Below are 18,486 nucleotides of genomic sequence, written 5' to 3' on the forward strand. Positions count from 1 at the left end.
TAAATAATGCGGCTGATTGAGACGAGAGCGATACAATTCACTTGAGATTTTTCAAAAAAGTTGATAAAGTCTGGGTATAGAATTCATATAAAACATATCAACATAGTCGGAATAAAGAAGAATGAGGTGGACCAATGGGACTTCAGTTTATGGATATTTTTAAAGAGTGGGCGTCACAATACGATGAGACGGTGAACGGGCACGACGAACAATACAAAGAAGTGTTCACCGGGTATGACACGATGCTTGACGAGGTCGTTGAGCAGTTAGACGGACGCGTGATGGAGTTTGGTGTCGGGACGGGAAACTTGAGTGCCCGTATTCTTAAACAGCACGAGTTGATTGCGATCGAGCCTTCTGATGAGATGCGTGAGGTAGCGATTCAAAAGCTCGGGATTGAAGTAAAGACGGGTGACTTCTTGAACTATCCGGCCGAGCAACGCGTCGATTCGATTGTATCGTCTTACGCGTTTCACCATTTGACAGACGTCGAGAAACGTCAAGCGATCGAGAGCTATGTCGAGCATCTTGATTCACCAAGGTTCGTCTTGCTCGATACGATGTTTGAGTCAGCTGAAGCACGGGCACAGATTATTAATTGGGCAACGGAACATGGTTACGCTGACTTGGTCGAAGATTTGAACCGCGAGTATTATCCATACACAGACACGATCCGGTCGATTTTAGAAGACAACGGATACGCTGTGCAGATGGAACAAAAAAACAAATTTGTATGGCTCGTCGTGGCCACGAAACAAACAGGAGGAACACAATCATGAAAAGTTATAAAGTCGAAAGCTTTAATTTAGATCATACAAAAGTACAAGCGCCTTACGTCCGTCTAGCCGGAGTGAAGAAAGGCACGGCCGATACGATTTATAAATATGATATCCGTTTCATTCAACCGAACGAGGGGCTCATGCCGATGCGGGCCGTGCACTCGCTCGAGCATTTGATTGCTGAAAACAGCCGTAGCCATTCGAACCAAATTATCGATGTATCGCCAATGGGTTGCCAGACAGGCTTCTACTGGACGATGCTCAACGACGGCGATTACGAAGCGATGCTCGACCTCGTCGAAGCGACACTGCGCGACGCGGCGAATGCGACCGAATTACCGGCGCAAAACCCGATTCAATGCGGAAGCGCGAACCATCATGATTTCGAGGGCGCCAAAAAACTTGCGGCTGATATGCTCGCGAAGCGTGACGAGTGGCACATCATCTTCAAGGACGAGGCGTAAATGATTGTCCGGGATGTGTATGAGCTTATCGGACATACCCCGCTCATCGAGTTGACGACGTTACCTGTCCCGGAAGGCGTCAAAGTGTACGGGAAGATGGAGATGCGAAACCCGGGCGGGAGCGTTAAAGATAGGCTCGGCCTGCAATTGATTGAGCGTGCCATCGAGCGCGGACAACTCAAACGCGGCGGGACTGTCGTCGAACCGACCGCCGGGAATACCGGAATCGGACTCGCGCTCGCCTGTCAAAAGTTCGGGATTAATCTGATGACGGTCACTCCTGAGAAGTTCAGTCAAGAAAAACAGGCGCTCATGCGTCTGCTCGGGGCGACGGTCGTCAACACGCCGACATCACTCGGGATGAAAGGGGCGATTGAACGGGCGAAAGAGCTGGCGGTCGAACACGACGCGTATTTGCCAGAGCAATTCTCGAACCCGGACAATCCGGACGCCTATGTCGAGACGCTCGCTTTGGAATTACTGAACGACATGCCGCAAATTGACGTTTTCATCGCGGGTGCGGGTTCTGGGGGCACGTTCACGGGTGTCGCGAAAACGCTCAGACCGCACGGGACGAAAACGATCGTCGTCGAGCCGGAAGGGTCGATCTTGAACGGTGGGGCTCCTGGCCCGCACAAGACCGAAGGAATCGGTGTCGAATCGTGGCCTGTCTTTCTAGACGAGGCTTACGTCGATGGCATCTATACGATTACAGATGAAGACGCATTCTACTACGTGGCCCACATGGCCAAGCGCGAAGGGCTTCTTATCGGAAGTTCGTCCGGGGCGGCCATCGCGGCTTGTGTCCAGGAAGCCAACCAGATGACAGAAGGCGTGATTGTCACGATTTTGCCGGACAGTGTGGAACGATATTTAAGTCAAGGGATAGTCGAGGAGGCAGAACATGCGTACAAAAACAGCGCTCATTCACGGCGGTAAAACGACGGACCCGTTAACAGGGGCCGTCACACCGGCGATTTATCAAACGAGCACATATAAACAAGACGGGATCGGAAATCTGCGGGAGGGATATGAGTACTCGCGTACGGCCAACCCGACGCGCACGGCGCTCGAGACGTTGATTGCTGACATCGAAAAGGGCGCGCGCGGATTCGCGTTCGCATCCGGGATGGCGGCCGTGTCGACGATTATAATGCTTTTAAAATCTGGGGACCACGTCATCGTCGGTTCTGACGTATATGGAGGAACGTACCGTGTATTCAATCGAGTATTTCAATCACTTGGCCTGGAGGCATCTTTTGTCGATACAGCCGATGAAACGGCAGTCCGCGCCGCGCTTCAGCCGAACACAAAAATGATTTACGTCGAGACGCCAACGAACCCGCTTTTGAACGTCACCGATTTGAAGCAAATGCGTCAAATCGCAGATGAGGCCGGAACGTTGTTCGTCGTCGACAATACGTTCATGACGCCGTACTTCCAAAACCCGATCGAGTTCGGAGCCGACTACGTGCTCCATAGCGCGACGAAGTATTTAGGCGGCCATAGTGACGTCGTCGCCGGTCTCGTCGTCTCCCGGACAGAAGAGCTCGGTGAGGACTTGGCTTTCCTACAAAATTCGGTCGGAGCCGTCCTTGGACCGCAGGACAGCTTCCTCGTCGTCCGTGGCATTAAGACGCTCGCCGTCCGCATGGAGGAAATCGAATCGAACGCGCTCGCGCTCGTCGACTTCTTGTCGAAACATGAAGCGGTTGGACGCGTCTTGCACCCGAGTATCGCAAGTGATGAGGCGAAGCAGGTGCATACGTCACAATCCCGTGGATTCGGCGGTATGATTGCGTTTGATGTCGGATCGGCCGAAGCGGCAGAACTCATCGTCGCTAAGACGCACTACTTTACACTCGCGGAAAGTCTCGGAGCGGTCGAGAGTTTGATTAGTGTCCCGGCTCGGATGACGCACGCGTCAATCCCAGCCGAGCGGCGTCTAGAGCTCGGCATCACGGACGGCCTCGTGCGCATCTCGGTCGGCCTCGAGGACGTGGCCGATTTGATTGAAGATTTAGAACAAGCGCTCGCATCCGTTGCGACGATTTCGAATTAAAGGAACAGCAAAAAGAGGCGGTGCTTTCGGCGAGGGCACTGAAAAACTTCAAATGCTTTTGAACAGAGGAGCGTCGTCCCGGATGGGATGACGCTCCTCTGCTTTCATTGCCATTCGAGCCCCCCTGTCCGGCACGCCTCTTTTTGTCATCAATATATGAAAGAAATGTGTTGAATGTCGCTAACGCATCGACTACACTGACGTTAATTGTAGAAGAGGGCAGGTGAATATGTTGAATAAAGGAGTCGTGACCACGGTCGGCGCTTACGTCATGTGGGGAGTCCTCCCGATCTATTGGAAGTTTCTACAGGAAATTCCGAGCAGTCAAATTCTTGCTCATCGCATCGTGTGGTCGTTTTTATTCATCTTGCTCGTCTTGAAGTGGACGAAACAGTGGACAGAGTTCAACTATGCGCTCCGCCATCGGGCGACGCGAAACGCCTTCATGTTAAACGGATTTATCGTCAGTGCGAACTGGTTTGTCTACATATGGGCCGTCAATAACGGTTATATCATCGAGGCCTCGCTCGGGTATTACATCAATCCGCTCGTGAGTATGGTGTTAGGGGTGCTCGTTTTTCGGGAATCATTAAACCGGGTCCAGTGGCTCGCCGTCGGGGTGGCCACGGTCGGTGTGCTCGTCTTGACGTTCGGATATGGCTCATTCCCTTGGATTGCCTTTATACTGGCCAGCACGTTCGGGTTTTATGGGATGGTGAAGAAACGACGCCCGCTCGCCTCGACGGTCAGCCTCGGTATCGAGACGCTCGCTGTCGTGCCGGTCGCAGTCCTGTTCCTCGCCTTCGAGACGTCGCGTGAGACGCTCACCTTGACGGCGTCCCCGATCATTTGGGTCGCTCTGCTCGGCACGGGCGTGATGACGGCGTTACCGCTGTTGTTGTTCGGCTACGGGGCGCAACATATCCCGTTCACGCTCGTCGGATTTTTGCAGTTCATCGCACCGACATTGAGCCTTGCGATTGGTGTCTTGTTATATCATGAGCCGTTCACGGCATACCATGTGTTCGCCTTCACGTGCATTTGGCTCGCCATCTTTTTCTTCAGCTGGAACAGTTGGGTCCAAACGAGAAAACGACGTCAACTCGTCTAAATGAAAGCTGTTACAAGCGTACAAAACATGATAATATGTTAGAGGTCAGACCTATATGTCAGACTTAACGATCAAAGGAGGAACTATACGATGGAATTAGCACGTTATATCGACCACACGGCTTTAAAGGCTGAAACGACGAAAGATCAAATTACAAAGCTTTGCGAAGAGGCGCTTGAGTACAAATTTGCGAGCGTCTGTGTCAACCCGACATGGGTAAAGTATGCAGCAGAACAACTCAAGTCAGATGACGACGTGAAAGTATGCACGGTCATCGGCTTCCCACTCGGAGCCAACACGCCAGAAGTGAAGGCGTTCGAGACGAAAGATGCAATCGCGAACGGTGCAGATGAAGTCGATATGGTCATCAACATCGCAGCGTTGAAAGACGGCGACTTGGAGCTTGTCGAGCGCGACATCCGCGCGGTCGTGGAAGCAGCGAACGGTACGCTCGTTAAAGTCATCTTCGAAACGTGCATGCTCACGAAAGAAGAAATCAAGACTGCGGCCGAGTTGTCAGTCAAGGCTGGTGCAGACTTTGTGAAGACGTCGACTGGTTTCTCGACGGGCGGCGCGACGGTTGAAGATATTCGCCTCATGCGCGAAACGGTCGGCCCGGATGTTGGCGTGAAGGCATCGGGTGGCGTACGTGACTTTGAAGGCGCGAAAGCGATGATTGATGCGGGTGCGACGCGCATCGGCGCATCGGCTGGAATCGCCATCGTCACAGGCGGTCGTTCAGATAGCGACTATTAACAACTAGTGGTTGACCTCACGACTTAATTTCACTATAATATGATATGACGTGTGAAACACGTTTCCTTAGTCGTGTAATTCGGAGGGAGGGAAAACTAGTGGAAACTCGTGTCCGTAAAAACGAATCGCTTGAAGACGCTCTTCGTCGTTTCAAACGCGGTGTTTCGAAAGATGGCACTCTTGCCGAAGTTCGCAAACGTCGTCACTACGAAAAGCCAAGCGTAAAACGTAAATTGAAATCAGAAGCTGCGCGTAAGCGTAAGAAATTCTAATTTCAGTTTCATTTGTAGAGAGGGTGTTAGCTCATGAGTCTTCAAGAACGCTTGACGGACGACATGAAGCAAGCCATGCGCGCCAAACAGAAAGATCGTCTTACGACGATCCGGATGGTCAAAGCGTCGCTCCAAAATGAGGCTATCAAATTTGGCCGACAAGATCTTACTGAGGAAGAGGAACTCACGGTGCTCAACCGAGAGATGAAACAGCGCAGAGACTCCCTCCGAGAATTCGAAAGCGCTGGTCGTGAGGACCTTGCTTCTAAAGTTGCTGACGAGATTGTCGTGCTAGAGGCCTATATGCCTGAACAACTCTCTGAAGAAGAGGTCACTGCAATCGTCAAAGCAGCTATCGCCCAGACGAATGCGTCGGCCCCATCTGATATGGGTAAGGTGATGGGCGTCGTCATGCCTCAAGTTAAAGGCAAGGCAGACGGTGGTCTTGTGAACCGAATCGTCAAACAACAATTGACGAATTGAACGAATTGGCAGGGTCTTTTGGAAATTCCAAAAGATTCTGCCTTTTTTTGCGTATTCTGAAACCACATTCAATCTCGTTTCGTATACACTAGAGATAAGAGGTAGCTTTTTATTTGGAAGGGGGTAGCAATACGATGACATTTGGTCTCGGAGTGATTCTGACAGTGTTTTTCGTCGGAGTCGTCCTTCTTGGAATTGAAGTGTTCGTTGCCGGTTTTGGGTTGTTTGGAGTGCTCGGTATAGGTGCGGTCGTCGCCAGTCTGATTATGGCAGGCGCCACGATCGGTCAGTTGTGGCTATCGCTCGGTTTGGCCACGGCCATCGTTGCCGGACTTGGATTTTGGGCGTATCGACGTTTGCAGTCGAATCGGTCGCTCATGTACAAGGGCCTTATTTTGACGGACTCGACGTCGTCAGAAAAAGGTTACTTGTCTCACGCCGACAAACAAAGTTTGCTCGGTAAGGTCGGCGTCACATTGACACCACTTCGTCCAGCGGGTACCGCTGAGATTGAAGGAGAACGAATCGATGTCGTGACAGAGGGTAGCTATCTCGATCAACAAACTAAAATTCAGGTGTATAAAGTGGATTCAGGACGCGTCGTCGTCCGAAGCTTTGTAGAGCCGAAGGAGGATGTAACAGAATGACACCAGAACTATTGACCACGTTACTCATCTCAGGTGGAGGTTTGATTGCCCTAGCGGTATTCTTCACGTTCGTACCGGTAGGATTATGGATTAGCTCGTTCGCAGCAGGCGTTCACGTTTCAATCTTTACGCTCGTCGGGATGCGTCTCCGTCGCGTCGTCCCATCGAAAATCGTCAACCCGCTCATTAAAGCGGTGAAAGCCGGACTCGGTTTGAACACGAACCAACTCGAGAGTCACTTCCTTGCCGGCGGTAACGTCGACCGTGTCGTCAACGCATTGATTGCGGCACACCGCGCCAACATCGAGCTGTCGTTCGAACGAGCGGCAGCGATTGATCTCGCTGGTCGGAACGTGCTTGAAGCGGTCCAAATGTCGGTTAACCCGAAAGTGATTGAAACACCGTTTATCGCTGGTGTGGCGATGGATGGGATCGAAGTAAAGGCGAAAGCCCGCATCACGGTTCGCGCCAACATCGACCGTCTCGTCGGTGGTGCCGGTGAAGAGACGATCATTGCCCGTGTCGGGGAAGGGGTCGTTTCAACGATCGGTTCGCAAAACAATCATAAGCACGTACTTGAAAACCCGGATTTGATTTCACGTACAGTATTGACGAAAGGTCTTGATTCAGGGACGGCGTTCGAGATTCTCTCGATTGATATTGCCGACATTGATATCGGTAAGAACATCGGTGCGGTACTTCAAACAGACCAAGCCGAAGCCGACAAAAAGATTGCCCAAGCGAAGGCGGAAGAGCGCCGTGCGATGGCGATTGCTCGCGAACAAGAGATGAAATCTTCTGTTGAAGAGATGCGCGCGAAAGTTGTCGCAGCTGAAGCCGAAGTCCCACTCGCGATGGCCGAGGCACTCCGCCACGGTAAACTCGGTGTCATGGACTACGTCAACTACTTGAACGTCCAAGCCGATACAGACATGCGTAAAGCGATCGGTCACCCAGTCGAATCTGACAATAGAGAGTAATCGATATGGATGGACTGTGGGTACTCCTACTCGCCGCGTTCGGGATCGCCTCGGCGGTCATGAAGCGGTTAGAGAAATCCTCGTCGACGACGGGAGAGCGTCCCCCAAGTTCGGACTTGAAACGCTATCTCGATACGGTCGGCGATATGATGAAAGAAGTCGAAGGTTCGCTTGAGGAACCGAAGCAAGGACAAGGCCAGGGACAAAAACTGCGACGCCGCGTCGCGGCTCCTGCGGCCCCGGAACAAACGTTAGGTCGTCCTTACGACCCAGACCGTCACGCGCCGAAGTCGCGAGAGCGACAACCGGCCGTCAGTCGGGAGTTTGAACAGACGGTGAAGATTCCGCCAATCACGGAGGCGGAATCGACACGTCCACAACCACAACCACGCATGTCGATGAAGCAAGTGAGACAAGCGGTCGTGTGGAGTGAAATCATTCAGCCACCCGTTTCAAAACGTAAGCGCTGAATGAAGCAGTGACGGGAACCGCCTTGATGTGTTGGTTTAATCCAACAATCAAGTGCGGTTCTTCTCGTTGCTGCTTTTTTGCTCGTGAAAGGGGCGGTCTTTCTTTCACGAACGGCTTGATAGTGCTAAAGTAAAGAGGGAACAATCTATTCAAGAGGGGGAGTATCATCCATTGATTATGACTGATAAAATTCCGTTCGTCATGGAGCATGCGAACGAAGCACAAGCACTCCTTGGACCGAAAGACGAAGTGTTCGAAGCTATCGAATCTGAGCTTTCCGTCGCATTGACACCTCGAGGAGAAGAACTCATCATTCAAGCAGACTCAGCCGATACGTTAGAGCTGACGAAACAAGTCGTCAAGACGTTGCAACAGCTCGTAAAGAAAGGCGCACGTTTGAACGAGAGCGATGCGATCAGCGTGATTCAACATATTCAAGTCGGGAAAGGTGACGAGTTGCTCGAACATTACGAACGCGTCGTCTTCACGACGAGCAAAGGGAAGCCGATTCGTGCGAAGACGGTCGGGCAGAGCCGTTACGTTCGCGCCATCGAGCGCCGTGACCTCGTCTTCGGAATCGGTCCGGCCGGTACGGGGAAAACGTATTTGGCGGTCGTCTTAGCCGTCCGTGCCTTGAAGGAAGGTCAAGTGAAACGCATCATCTTGACACGACCTGCCGTTGAAGCCGGAGAGAGCCTAGGCTTTTTACCGGGCGACTTGAAAGAGAAAGTCGATCCGTATTTGCGTCCGCTTTATGATGCCTTATTCGACGTCTATGGCGTCGAACAGACGAATCGCCTGCTCGAGCGCGGGACGATTGAAGTCGCCCCGCTCGCCTATATGCGAGGACGGACGCTCGAGGACGCGTTCGTCATCCTAGACGAGGCACAGAACACGACGAAAGAACAGATGAAGATGTTCCTGACTCGACTCGGTTTCGGGTCGAAGATGGTCGTCACGGGTGACTTGACGCAAGTCGACTTACCGAAAGGGAAAGCGTCCGGCTTACAAGAGGCGCTCCGCCTGTTAGAAGGGGTAGACGGGATTCATTTCGAGCACTTTACCGCTTCGGACGTCGTGCGCCATCCACTCGTCAAGAAAATCATCAACGCCTATAGCACGGATCTTACATGACGAAAGGGGGGGCACTGATGCAACGAGCACGTCATTGGACGGTGGCGGCGATTTCAATCGTCTTCTTCCTCATCCTTGGGGCAATCCTTTACTTTACAGTGCGCCCGACCATCATAAGCGTCGAACCACTCGGGATTGCCGAACAGGATATCCGCTCACCGATCACAATCGAGGACCGCGTGGCGACGGAATGGTTGAGGCAAGAAGCGACGAACGCCGTCGGCAGCCAGTTCTCGCTTCGCCGTGAGTTCGCCGATCAACAGATTGCGAAAGTCGAGCAGCTGTTCGCGGCGTTCGAGAACACGGATGACGAGACAGAATTAGCCGACATTAAAAGTCGTCTCAACTCGACTGATGCGAACGGATTTCTTGGGGACGATGAGTTGAACGCGTTGCTCCAGGCGAGTGAAAACACGCGAAGAACGGTCGAAGATGTCACCGTGACGGCGCTTCAGGAAGTTATGGGGAATCGCATCGAGACGAGTTCCGACTCAATCGCCGATGCACGAGACCGCGCCGGGACGCTCATCGATCAATCACCGCTCTCGCTCGAGTTTCGGACGATTGCCAAAAGCTTGAGCGACCAGCTCATCGTGCCGAACTACGTCTTCGACTCAGAAGCGACGCGGCAAAAGGAACAAGAAGCGGTCGATGCTGTCGACCCGGTCATCATTCAAGAGGGTCAACTGCTCGTCAATCAAGGAGAAGTCGTCACGCGCGAGATTTATCGTAAGCTCGAACTGAGTGGTGCCATTGACCCGAACCGATCGTTCGCACCGCTTTTCGGATCATACTTATTGAGCGGCCTGCTGACAGCTGGATTTTTGTTTATGTTGATTCGCTCAAAGATCAATGAGCTATTGCTCCGACCGAAAATCTTGATTACGGTATATGGTCTCTTGTTATTCCAACTTGGACTCTTTTTCGGAGTTGGCTATATCGGCATCGAATTCACAACGTACGCCTATGTGCTCGCGCCGACGGCCTTCGTCGTATTACTGCTCCGGATTTTGGTCGATGAACGCGTCGCCCTCGCATCGGCGTTGATCACGATGATTGCCGGGGCGATTGTCGTCAGTTATGGACAGAATACGAGCTTCATGACGCTCGTTTATTTCGCGACGGGAAGCTTCCTCGCGGTGTTCTTGGTCGAACCGAAGATTCAGCGGAAGCGACTGTTCTTGTCCGGCATCTTGCTCGGGATCATCAATATCATCATGGTGCTCGCCTTGTTGTTCTTACGAAACACGCAAGTGACATGGGAGATGGCGGCTTACTTGTCCGGCTTCGCCGTCGTCGGAGCGCTCTTGTCCATCGTGCTCACGTTCGGCTTCTTGCCGTTCCTCGAACCGTGGTTCGGCGTCTTGTCATCCGGACGCCTCGTCGAACTGATGAGCCCGACTCACCCGCTCTTGCGGAAGTTGTTGATGGAGGCGCCAGGCACGTATCATCACAGCATGATGGTCGCCAATTTGGCCGAGTCGGCGTGTGAGGCGATCGGGGCCGACGGATTGCTCGCCCGCGTGGCGAGTTATTACCACGACCTCGGAAAGACCGAACGACCGCTCCATTTCATCGAGAATCAACAGAACGGCGTCAATCCGCATGACCGACTCACTCCTGAAGAGTCGGCCGATATCATCATGGCCCATCCGTATGACGGGGCCGATCTTCTGCGGCGCTACAAGTTGCCACAAGAGATTATCGACATCGCCGAACAACATCACGGTACCTCGCTGTTGAAGTTCTTTTACGTGAAGGCGAAAGAGACGCGTGACGTATCCGAATCGCGCTTCCGTTATCCGGGTCCGAAACCGCAGACGCGTGAGGCGGCCGTCGTCATGATCGTCGATTCAATCGAGGCCGCGGTCCGGTCTCAAAAACAACCGACGCCCGACCGCATCCGTCAGCTCGTTAATGGCATCATTCGCGATAAGCTGCAAGACGGTCAGTTTGAAGATTGTGATTTGACGACGAAAGAAGTATGGCGTGTCGGCGAGAGTGCCTGTGAGACGTTGACTGGCCTCTTCCATGAACGCATCGAATATCCAGAACTAAAGAAAGAAGGCGACATGCATGCAAATCATCTCGAACGATGAACATGGATTACTGACGAGCGCACAACGTGAACTCGTCGAAGCGATTTTAGTCCACGCCGCAACAGAAGAAGACGTCGAGGAACCGAGTGAACTCTCGGTCACGTTCTTGACGAACGAGTTGATTCAAGAAATCAATCGGGATTGGCGCGGCAAAGATGCCCCGACGGATGTGATCAGTTTCGCGTTCGATGAGATGGGGGAAGAAGAGATGGATTTCATGCTCGACGAAGACGAGCCGCGCCTCCTCGGCGACCTCGTCATCTCGGTCGAGCGTTGTCGGGAACAAGCGGCGGACTACGGCCACTCATTCGAACGAGAACTCGGTTTCTTGGCAATCCACGGCTTCTTACATCTCCTCGGGTACGACCATATGACGCCGGAAGACGAGGCGGAAATGACGGCTCGGCAAGAAGAAGTGCTCGCCCATTTTGAGTTGAAGCGAGGCGAGGTGTGAGACCGTTTTGGTTCGCCGTGCAAGGGATTGTGCACGCGGCGCGGACCGAGCGGAATATGCGGATTCACCTCATCGCGAGCCTCCTCGTCGTTGTGTTCGCGATATGGCTCGACACGACGACGATGGAGAACTTGTTGTTATTTGGTTGGATCATTCTCGTCATTTCGTTAGAATTACTCAATACGGCCGTCGAACGGACGGTCGATCTTGTGACGCGCGACGTGAGGCCACTCGCCAAACAAGCGAAAGATGTGGCCGCTGGTGCCGTGCTTGTCGCCTCAGTCGGTGCGGCCGTAACGGCCCTCGTCATCTATTTACCGTATCTTCTCGCGCTCGTGTGAACGGGCGCGTCCTTATTCAAGACAATATGAAAGCAGGTGCACTATGTATCAAGAAGATTTTAAATCAGGATTCGTCTCGATTATCGGTCGCCCGAACGTCGGGAAATCTACATTTTTAAACCGCGTGATTGGCCAAAAGATTGCCATCATGTCGGATAAGCCACAGACGACGCGCAACAAAGTCCAAGGGGTGTACACGACCGACGACGCTCAAATCATTTTCATCGACACGCCAGGGATTCATAAACCGAAACACCGCCTCGGTGATTTCATGATGAAAGTCGCGACGAACGCCTTGCGTGAAGTCGATGCGATTCTTTTCATGGTCAACGTGACGGAACCGCGTGGCGCGGGCGATGATTTCATTATCGAAAAGTTGAAAGGGCTCGACACGCCGATCATCCTCGTCATGAACAAAATCGATATGATTCATCCGGATGAGATTCCAGCCGTGATTGAACAATATAAAAACCAGCTCGATTTTGCGGCATATGTCCCAATCTCGGCACTTCAAGGGAACAACGTCGAACCACTTCTTAAAGAGATTAAAAAGTTACTTCCGGAAGGCCCGATGTATTACCCGGCCGACCAAGTGACCGATCACCCGGAACGGTTCATCATCTCTGAACTGATTCGTGAGAAAGTGCTCCATAAGACGCGTGACGAAGTGCCGCACTCGATTGCCGTCGCCATCGAGTCGATTAAAAAACGCGAGAACTCGGAGATGGTCGATGTCGAGGCGGTGATCATGGTCGAGCGCGATTCGCAAAAAGGAATCGTCATCGGCAAAAAAGGTGCGATGCTCCGTGAAATTGGGACCGAAGCCCGTCAGGATATCGAGATGCTCCTCGGGACGAAAGTGTATTTGAACCTTTGGGTGAAAGTACAGAAGGACTGGCGCAACAAGATGGGCCAACTGCGCGATCTCGGTTTCCGCGACGACGAGTATTAAGCGATGTTACAAAAAGTCACGGGAATCGTCATCCGCACGGTCAATTACGGTGAGTCGAACAAAGTCGTGACGTTGTTCACCGAAGAGCTCGGTAAGGTCGCCGTCATGGCACGGGGGGCGAAGAAGCCAGGCAGTCGTCTTCATTCGTCGAGTCAACCGTTCGTCGAAGCCGTCTATATCTTTCCGGCGAGTCGTGGCCTTGGCCAATTGAAATCGTCGGATGTAATCACGTCGTACCCAGAAATCCGAAAAGACGTCGAGCGGATGGCGTATGCGATGTATTGGCTCGAACTCGTCGACCGGACCGTCGAGGACCGCGTGCCGAACCGTCCGCTCTACCGCATCTTGAACGAGGCGCTTCAGGCGCTCAATGCCGGGATGGACGCGGAGGTGATCACGCACCACTTTGAGCTGCGTATTCTTCACTTGCTCGGTGTCGCCCCGGTATTGACCGGATGCATCCGCTGTAACGACGTGACCGACCCGATGTACTTTTCGGTGACGGCGGGTGGCTTCCTGTGTGCACGTCATAACGAGGAAGGCTCGATTCGTTTGAGCGAACGGTTGGCGAAGCTGCTGTATTGGATGAGCCGTCATGAGCTTTCCGAGTTCAGCAACGTCCCGCTCACGAAAGAGACGCGGCTACTTCTTAGGCAACTGTTCGACGCCTATATGGATTCATACAGCGGACTCCGTCTCAAGACGAAGCGCGTGCTCGATCAAATGCAACGACTTCATTTGAACGATGATTGACTTTTTCGACAAGATTCGATACCATAATCTACGATTAGACAAATGAATGTAGCGTGCGCAATGAAGGAAATGAGTAGCTTTTTAACGATGGGGACAGCGAGTTCGGGCAGGTGGGAGCCGAGCGCCATGTGAAAAGTGAATGGCGATTCTGGAGCGCCCACAATCCAAAGAGTGGCCTCGTTTCGAGGCAAGTAGGGTGGAACCGCGGGTAATCCCGTCCCTATGTGCATGGCACATAGGGGCGTTTTTTGTCGTTTCAATACTTTTGGAGGTGTCACAACATGAAACATAAGACAGTACAAGAAATCATTTTGACGTTGCAAAACTTCTGGGCGTCAAAAGGTTGCCTGACGATGCAGGCATATGACGTGGAAAAAGGAGCCGGGACGATGAACCCGATGACGTTCCTCCGGAGTCTCGGACCGGAGCCGTGGAACGTCTGCTATACGGAGCCGTCGCGCCGCCCGGCAGATGGCCGATACGGAGAGAACCCGAACCGTCTCTATCAACACCATCAGTTCCAAGTCATCATGAAGCCGTCACCGGACAACATTCAAGAACTGTACTTGGAGAGCCTTGAACTCATCGGGATCAACCCGCTCGAGCACGATATCCGTTTCGTCGAAGATAACTGGGAGAACCCGACGTTCGGTGCGGCCGGACTCGGTTGGGAAGTGTGGCTCAACGGGATGGAAATCACGCAGTTCACGTACTTCCAACAAGTCGGAGGCATCGAGTGTGATCCGATCGCTGTCGAAATCACGTATGGTCTCGAGCGTCTCGCCTCGTACATCCAGGAAGTCGAGAGCGTGTTCGACCTCGTCTGGACAGATGGATTCAAGTACGGGGACATCTTCTACCAGCCGGAGTTCGAGCATTCGAAATATACGTTCGAGCTTTCAGATGTCGACATGCTGTTCACGTTGTTCGACACGTATGAAAAAGAAGCGAAACGCGCCCTTGATGAGAACCTCGTCTTCCCGGCTTACGACTACATCCTCAAATGTTCGCACACGTTCAACTTACTCGATGCGAAAGGCGCCATCTCGGTGACCGAACGTACCGGATTCATTCAACGTGTACGCAACATGTCGCGCGCGTGCGCGGCGAAGTTTATCGAAGAACGGGAACGTCTCGGTTTCCCGCTTCTTAATCAAGAGAAAGCAGGTGCCCTTGATGCGTGACCTTTTATTAGAAATCGGACTTGAAGAATTGCCAGCCCAATACGTCCTCCGCTCGGAGCAACAGCTAGCGGAGCGCGTCACCACGTTCTTGAACGACGCCCGCGTCAACTTTGGGACGGTCGACGTCTATTCGACGCCACGCCGTCTCGCCGTCCTCATCAAAGACGTCGAAGAGACACAACAAGATTTGACGGAGACGTTACGTGGACCAGCGAAGAAGATCGCCCAAGATGCTGAAGGGAACTGGTCGAAAGCCGCGGCCGGATTCGCGCGCGGTCGAGGCCTCTCGGTCGAGGACCTCTATTTCGCGGAAGAGAAAGGCGTCGAGTACGTCTTTGCGGACCGTCACGAGGCGGGCCAAGCGACGATGTCGCTCCTGTCTGGCCTTGAACACGTCGTGCGCGGCATGACGTTCCCGAAAAACATGAAATGGGGGACGAGCAGTCTCCGTTATATGCGCCCGATTCGTTGGATGATCGCCTTGTTCGGAACAGAGCGCATCGATTTCGAGATTGAAGGGGTCAAAACAGGCAATGTGACGCGCGGTCACCGCTTCTTAAGCACGGGTGACGTCACGATCGCTTCGCCCGACGCGTACGTATCGACGCTCGAACAAGCGTACGTCATCGCTTCATATGAGGCGCGTAAAGACCAGATCACGGCTCAAATCGAGGCGCTCGCCTCTGAACAAGGCTGGACGGTACCGCTCGACGCGTCATTGCTTGAAGAAGTGACGAACCTCGTCGAGTGGCCGACAGCGCTATTCGGTGAGTATGATGCGAGTTATCTTGAACTCCCAGAAGAAGTATTGATCACGACGATGAAAGAACATCAACGTTACTTCCCGGTCTACGTCGGGGACACGCTCAAGCAGTATTTCGTCACTGTCCGGAACGGGAACGCCGAGCACCTCGAGAACGTCGCCCGCGGAAACGAGAAAGTCATCCGTGCTCGTCTCGCCGATGCCGTCTTCTTCTACGAGGAAGACAAGAAGACGAAGCTTGACGATCAACTGCCGCGTCTCGACCGGATCGTGTTCCATGAAAAACTCGGCACGACCGGTGACAAAGTTCGTCGCGTGGAACGGCTAGCCGAGACGCTCGCGCCGCTCTTTAAAGCGGACGAAACGAAAGTCGCGCGTGCGGCACACATCCATAAGTTCGACCTCGTCAGTCAAATGGTGTACGAGTTCACGGAACTGCAAGGCATCATGGGCGAGAAATATGCCCTCATGCAAGGCGAAGACCGCGAAGTCGCTGCGGCCATCCGTGAACATTACATGCCACGGTTTGCCGGCGATGCGTCACCAACGACTGCGACCGGGGCAACGCTCGCGCTCGCAGACAAGCTCGATTCGATTGCCGCCTTCTTTGGAATCGGCATGATCCCGAGCGGTTCACAAGACCCGTTCGCTCTTCGTCGACAAGCGCAAGGTGTCGTTCAAATCCTTGGGGATTGGGACGTCGACATGACGATTGATGAGATTTTGTCACAAGTTGTCGATTCTCAGCTAGAAGCAGGACTTTACGATGCCGATAAAGAACAAGTCAAAGCGCAATTGAAAGACTTCTTCATGCTTCGTTTGAAGTATCGTCTGCAAGAGCGCCATGTCCGTTACGATGTCATCGATGCGATTCTTACGACAGGACTTTCGGTCACACGTCTCGATGCCCGTGCCGAAGCGGTGCAACAGTTCGTGTCGCGTGACGAGGCGAAACCGTTGATTGAACAATTGACACGGGTCGGCAACATCGCGAAGAAAGGTGAACACGGACCGATTGACGTCTCCTTGTTCGAGAACGACGAAGAACGTATGCTCCATGAAGCTGCCGAGACGACGGTGCATCAGTTGAATGATGCGGTCGAGGCAGGGGACTACGAACGCGCGCTCACGGCACTTCGCATCTTGGAGCAACCGATTAGCGCTTACTTTGAAAATACGATGGTCATGAGTGACGTGGAGGCAGTCCGCTTGAACCGTCTTCACGAGATGAAACGTCTGGCGTCGGCAATCGAGCGCGTCGCCGACTTCAATGCACTCGTGCTTTGACCAAAATAGAGGGGGTTGGCCATGCAACTGAATGAACGCCAACAGAAGATTGTCGAAATCGTGAAAGGGAGCGGACCGATCACGGGTGAACAGATTGCACAAGAACTATCGCTCACCCGGGCGACGCTCCGTCCCGACCTTGCGATTTTGACGATGACGGGCATATTAGAGGCGAGACCGCGCGTCGGGTACACGTTCGTCGGCAAACGCAACTCATCGATGCTGCGTGAGAAGCTCGATTCGTTGACCGTCGGCGACTTTATGTCGTCAGCAAAAGTCGTCAGTGACGAGATGACCGTATACGATGCGGTCGTGACCCTGTTTTTAGAAGACGTCGGTTCTTTGTTCGTCGTCGGAAAAGATAGTGAACTCGTCGGCGTCTTGTCCCGGAAAGACTTGCTCCGGGCCGCGATTGGGAATCAAGACCTAGACCAATTGCCTGTCAATGTCATCATGACACGGATGCCGAACATTACCGTCTGCGAGAAAAGTGAGACGTTGATTCGGGCCGGGATGAAGTTGATTGAAAAACAAATCGACGCGATGCCGGTCGTCGAAGAAAAAGACGGCAAACTGATCGTGCTCGGACGGATGACGAAGACGAATATGACAAAAGTGTTGATCGCACTCGCCAACGATGAGTCGTTCTGAGGAGGAAGCTGATTTGACAAAGAAACAACTCGTGTTTGTCGTAAGTGACTCGGTCGGTGAGACGTGTGAACTCGTCGTTCGGGCTGCGAGCATCCAGTTCCATGAAAATGCGATTGAGACGCTTCGTATCCCGTTCGTCGAGGATGAACAGACGATTCATGACGTCGTCACGCAAGCCCGGGCGCAAACGGCGGTCATCGCGTTCACGCTCGTCAACGAAGAACATCGCGCCTTGCTCGTCTCACTCGGGGAGCGGTACGGCGTGAAGACGGTCGACTTGCTCGGTGACTTGCTCGACGTCTTGTCGGGTGAACTTCAAGAGAGCCCTCGTGAAAAGCCAGGACTCATCTATCGCCTTGACGACGATTATTTCCGTAAAATCGAGGCGATGGAGTTCGCGGTGAAGTATGATGACGGTCGGGACCCGCGTGGACTGAAGAAAGCCGACATCGTGCTCGTCGGGGTCTCGCGGACATCGAAAACGCCGCTGTCCCAGTACTTGGCTTTGAAACGGTTTAAAGTGGCGAACGTCCCGCTCGTCCCGGAATCGCGGCCGCCAGAAGAATTGTTCGATTTGCCGCCGGAACGCTGCGTCGGGCTGATCATTTCGCCGGACAAGCTGATCTCGATTCGAATGGAACGCTTGAAATCACTCGGTTTGAAGCCGGAGGCGGACTATGCGCAACTCGAGCGCATCAATCGTGAGCTCGAGTACGCGAGAGGGATTTATGAACGGATCGGTTGTGAGGTGATCGACGTTACGAATAAGGCCGTCGAAGAGACGGCCGGTATCATTTTGCGTCATCTCGGTCATTCGTGACGCATTACGAGCACTCGTGTTAG

Annotated in this window: 21 protein-coding genes; all 21 read left to right on the plus strand. The window is 53.1% G+C overall.

The genetic code is table 11. The features are described 5' to 3' along the window. Positions 1 to 134: 134 nt before the first annotated feature. The 21 genes from RT52_RS02275 to RT52_RS02370 all read left to right on the plus strand — a co-directional run bounded on the left by RT52_RS02275 (position 135) and on the right by RT52_RS02370 (position 18,463). Positions 135 to 779, plus strand: coding sequence for a class I SAM-dependent methyltransferase (locus tag RT52_RS02275; RefSeq protein WP_034814836.1), 645 nt, complete (start codon positions 135 to 137; stop codon positions 777 to 779). Next, positions 776 to 1,243 carry an S-ribosylhomocysteine lyase gene (locus RT52_RS02280; protein ID WP_021065678.1) on the plus strand — a complete coding sequence of 156 codons (468 nt, stop codon included), beginning with the start codon at positions 776 to 778 and terminating at the stop codon, positions 1,241 to 1,243. The genes RT52_RS02275 and RT52_RS02280 overlap by 4 nt, the downstream gene beginning before the upstream one ends. Next, positions 1,244 to 2,182, plus strand: coding sequence for a PLP-dependent cysteine synthase family protein (locus RT52_RS02285; protein WP_034814838.1), 939 nt, complete (start codon positions 1,244 to 1,246; stop codon positions 2,180 to 2,182). After that, a complete protein-coding gene (locus tag RT52_RS02290; protein WP_034814840.1) occupies positions 2,148 to 3,305 on the plus strand; it encodes a bifunctional cystathionine gamma-lyase/homocysteine desulfhydrase in 1,158 nt (385 codons plus the stop codon). Before RT52_RS02285 ends, RT52_RS02290 begins: the two co-directional genes overlap by 35 nt. A 229-nt stretch (positions 3,306 to 3,534) precedes the next feature. Beyond that, complete coding sequence (gene rarD, locus RT52_RS02295; RefSeq protein WP_034814842.1) at positions 3,535 to 4,416, plus strand: EamA family transporter RarD; 882 nt, start codon at positions 3,535 to 3,537, stop codon at positions 4,414 to 4,416. A 90-nt stretch (positions 4,417 to 4,506) separates the two neighbouring features. Further along, entirely contained in the window at positions 4,507 to 5,172 is a 666-nt protein-coding gene (gene deoC / locus RT52_RS02300) for a deoxyribose-phosphate aldolase (RefSeq protein WP_034814844.1), read from the plus strand. Between the two features lie 77 nt (positions 5,173 to 5,249). After that, complete coding sequence (gene rpsU, locus RT52_RS16125; protein ID WP_029334745.1) at positions 5,250 to 5,444, plus strand: 30S ribosomal protein S21; 195 nt, start codon at positions 5,250 to 5,252, stop codon at positions 5,442 to 5,444. Positions 5,445 to 5,477: 33 nt separating this feature from the next. Then, a complete protein-coding gene (locus RT52_RS02305; RefSeq protein ID WP_034809424.1) occupies positions 5,478 to 5,927 on the plus strand; it encodes a GatB/YqeY domain-containing protein in 450 nt (149 codons plus the stop codon). Between the two features lie 134 nt (positions 5,928 to 6,061). Next, a complete protein-coding gene (locus RT52_RS02310) occupies positions 6,062 to 6,574 on the plus strand; it encodes an NfeD family protein (protein WP_024371438.1) in 513 nt (170 codons plus the stop codon). Further along, positions 6,571 to 7,554 carry a flotillin-like protein FloA gene (floA, locus tag RT52_RS02315; RefSeq protein WP_034809426.1) on the plus strand — a complete coding sequence of 328 codons (984 nt, stop codon included), beginning with the start codon at positions 6,571 to 6,573 and terminating at the stop codon, positions 7,552 to 7,554. The genes RT52_RS02310 and floA overlap by 4 nt, the downstream gene beginning before the upstream one ends. Positions 7,555 to 7,559: 5 nt before the next feature. Further along, the gene (locus tag RT52_RS02320; RefSeq protein ID WP_034809429.1) at positions 7,560 to 8,024 is read left to right on the plus strand and encodes a hypothetical protein; all 465 of its coding nucleotides are present in this window, start codon (positions 7,560 to 7,562) and stop codon (positions 8,022 to 8,024) included. Between the two features lie 178 nt (positions 8,025 to 8,202). Beyond that, positions 8,203 to 9,159, plus strand: coding sequence for a PhoH family protein (locus RT52_RS02325; RefSeq protein WP_034809432.1), 957 nt, complete (start codon positions 8,203 to 8,205; stop codon positions 9,157 to 9,159). 17 nt (positions 9,160 to 9,176) lie between these two features. Beyond that, on the plus strand, positions 9,177 to 11,258 hold the full coding sequence (locus RT52_RS02330; RefSeq protein WP_034814846.1) for an HD family phosphohydrolase: 2,082 nt from the start codon (positions 9,177 to 9,179) through the stop codon (positions 11,256 to 11,258). Beyond that, positions 11,236 to 11,712: an rRNA maturation RNase YbeY gene (ybeY, locus tag RT52_RS02335; RefSeq protein ID WP_034809436.1), complete on the plus strand. Its 477-nt coding sequence runs from the start codon at positions 11,236 to 11,238 to the stop codon at positions 11,710 to 11,712. The genes RT52_RS02330 and ybeY overlap by 23 nt, the downstream gene beginning before the upstream one ends. Beyond that, a complete protein-coding gene (locus tag RT52_RS02340; protein WP_034809437.1) occupies positions 11,709 to 12,053 on the plus strand; it encodes a diacylglycerol kinase family protein in 345 nt (114 codons plus the stop codon). The genes ybeY and RT52_RS02340 overlap by 4 nt, the downstream gene beginning before the upstream one ends. 43 nt (positions 12,054 to 12,096) lie before the next feature. Next, a complete protein-coding gene (era, locus tag RT52_RS02345; protein ID WP_034809438.1) occupies positions 12,097 to 13,005 on the plus strand; it encodes a GTPase Era in 909 nt (302 codons plus the stop codon). A 3-nt stretch (positions 13,006 to 13,008) separates the two neighbouring features. After that, a complete protein-coding gene (gene recO / locus RT52_RS02350; RefSeq protein WP_034809439.1) occupies positions 13,009 to 13,758 on the plus strand; it encodes a DNA repair protein RecO in 750 nt (249 codons plus the stop codon). A 281-nt stretch (positions 13,759 to 14,039) separates the two neighbouring features. Further along, on the plus strand, positions 14,040 to 14,942 hold the full coding sequence (gene glyQ, locus RT52_RS02355) for a glycine--tRNA ligase subunit alpha (RefSeq protein WP_034809440.1): 903 nt from the start codon (positions 14,040 to 14,042) through the stop codon (positions 14,940 to 14,942). Beyond that, positions 14,935 to 16,992: a glycine--tRNA ligase subunit beta gene (gene glyS / locus RT52_RS02360; protein ID WP_034814848.1), complete on the plus strand. Its 2,058-nt coding sequence runs from the start codon at positions 14,935 to 14,937 to the stop codon at positions 16,990 to 16,992. Before glyQ ends, glyS begins: the two co-directional genes overlap by 8 nt. Before the next feature lie 21 nt (positions 16,993 to 17,013). Then, positions 17,014 to 17,643: a transcriptional regulator CcpN gene (gene ccpN / locus RT52_RS02365; RefSeq protein WP_034814849.1), complete on the plus strand. Its 630-nt coding sequence runs from the start codon at positions 17,014 to 17,016 to the stop codon at positions 17,641 to 17,643. Then, on the plus strand, positions 17,630 to 18,463 hold the full coding sequence (locus RT52_RS02370; protein ID WP_051622731.1) for a pyruvate, water dikinase regulatory protein: 834 nt from the start codon (positions 17,630 to 17,632) through the stop codon (positions 18,461 to 18,463). The genes ccpN and RT52_RS02370 overlap by 14 nt, the downstream gene beginning before the upstream one ends. Positions 18,464 to 18,486: the final 23 nt, after the last annotated feature.

It is taken from the genome of Exiguobacterium alkaliphilum 12/1 (assembly GCF_000714435.1).
Lineage (GTDB): Bacteria > Bacillota > Bacilli > Exiguobacteriales > Exiguobacteriaceae > Exiguobacterium > Exiguobacterium alkaliphilum.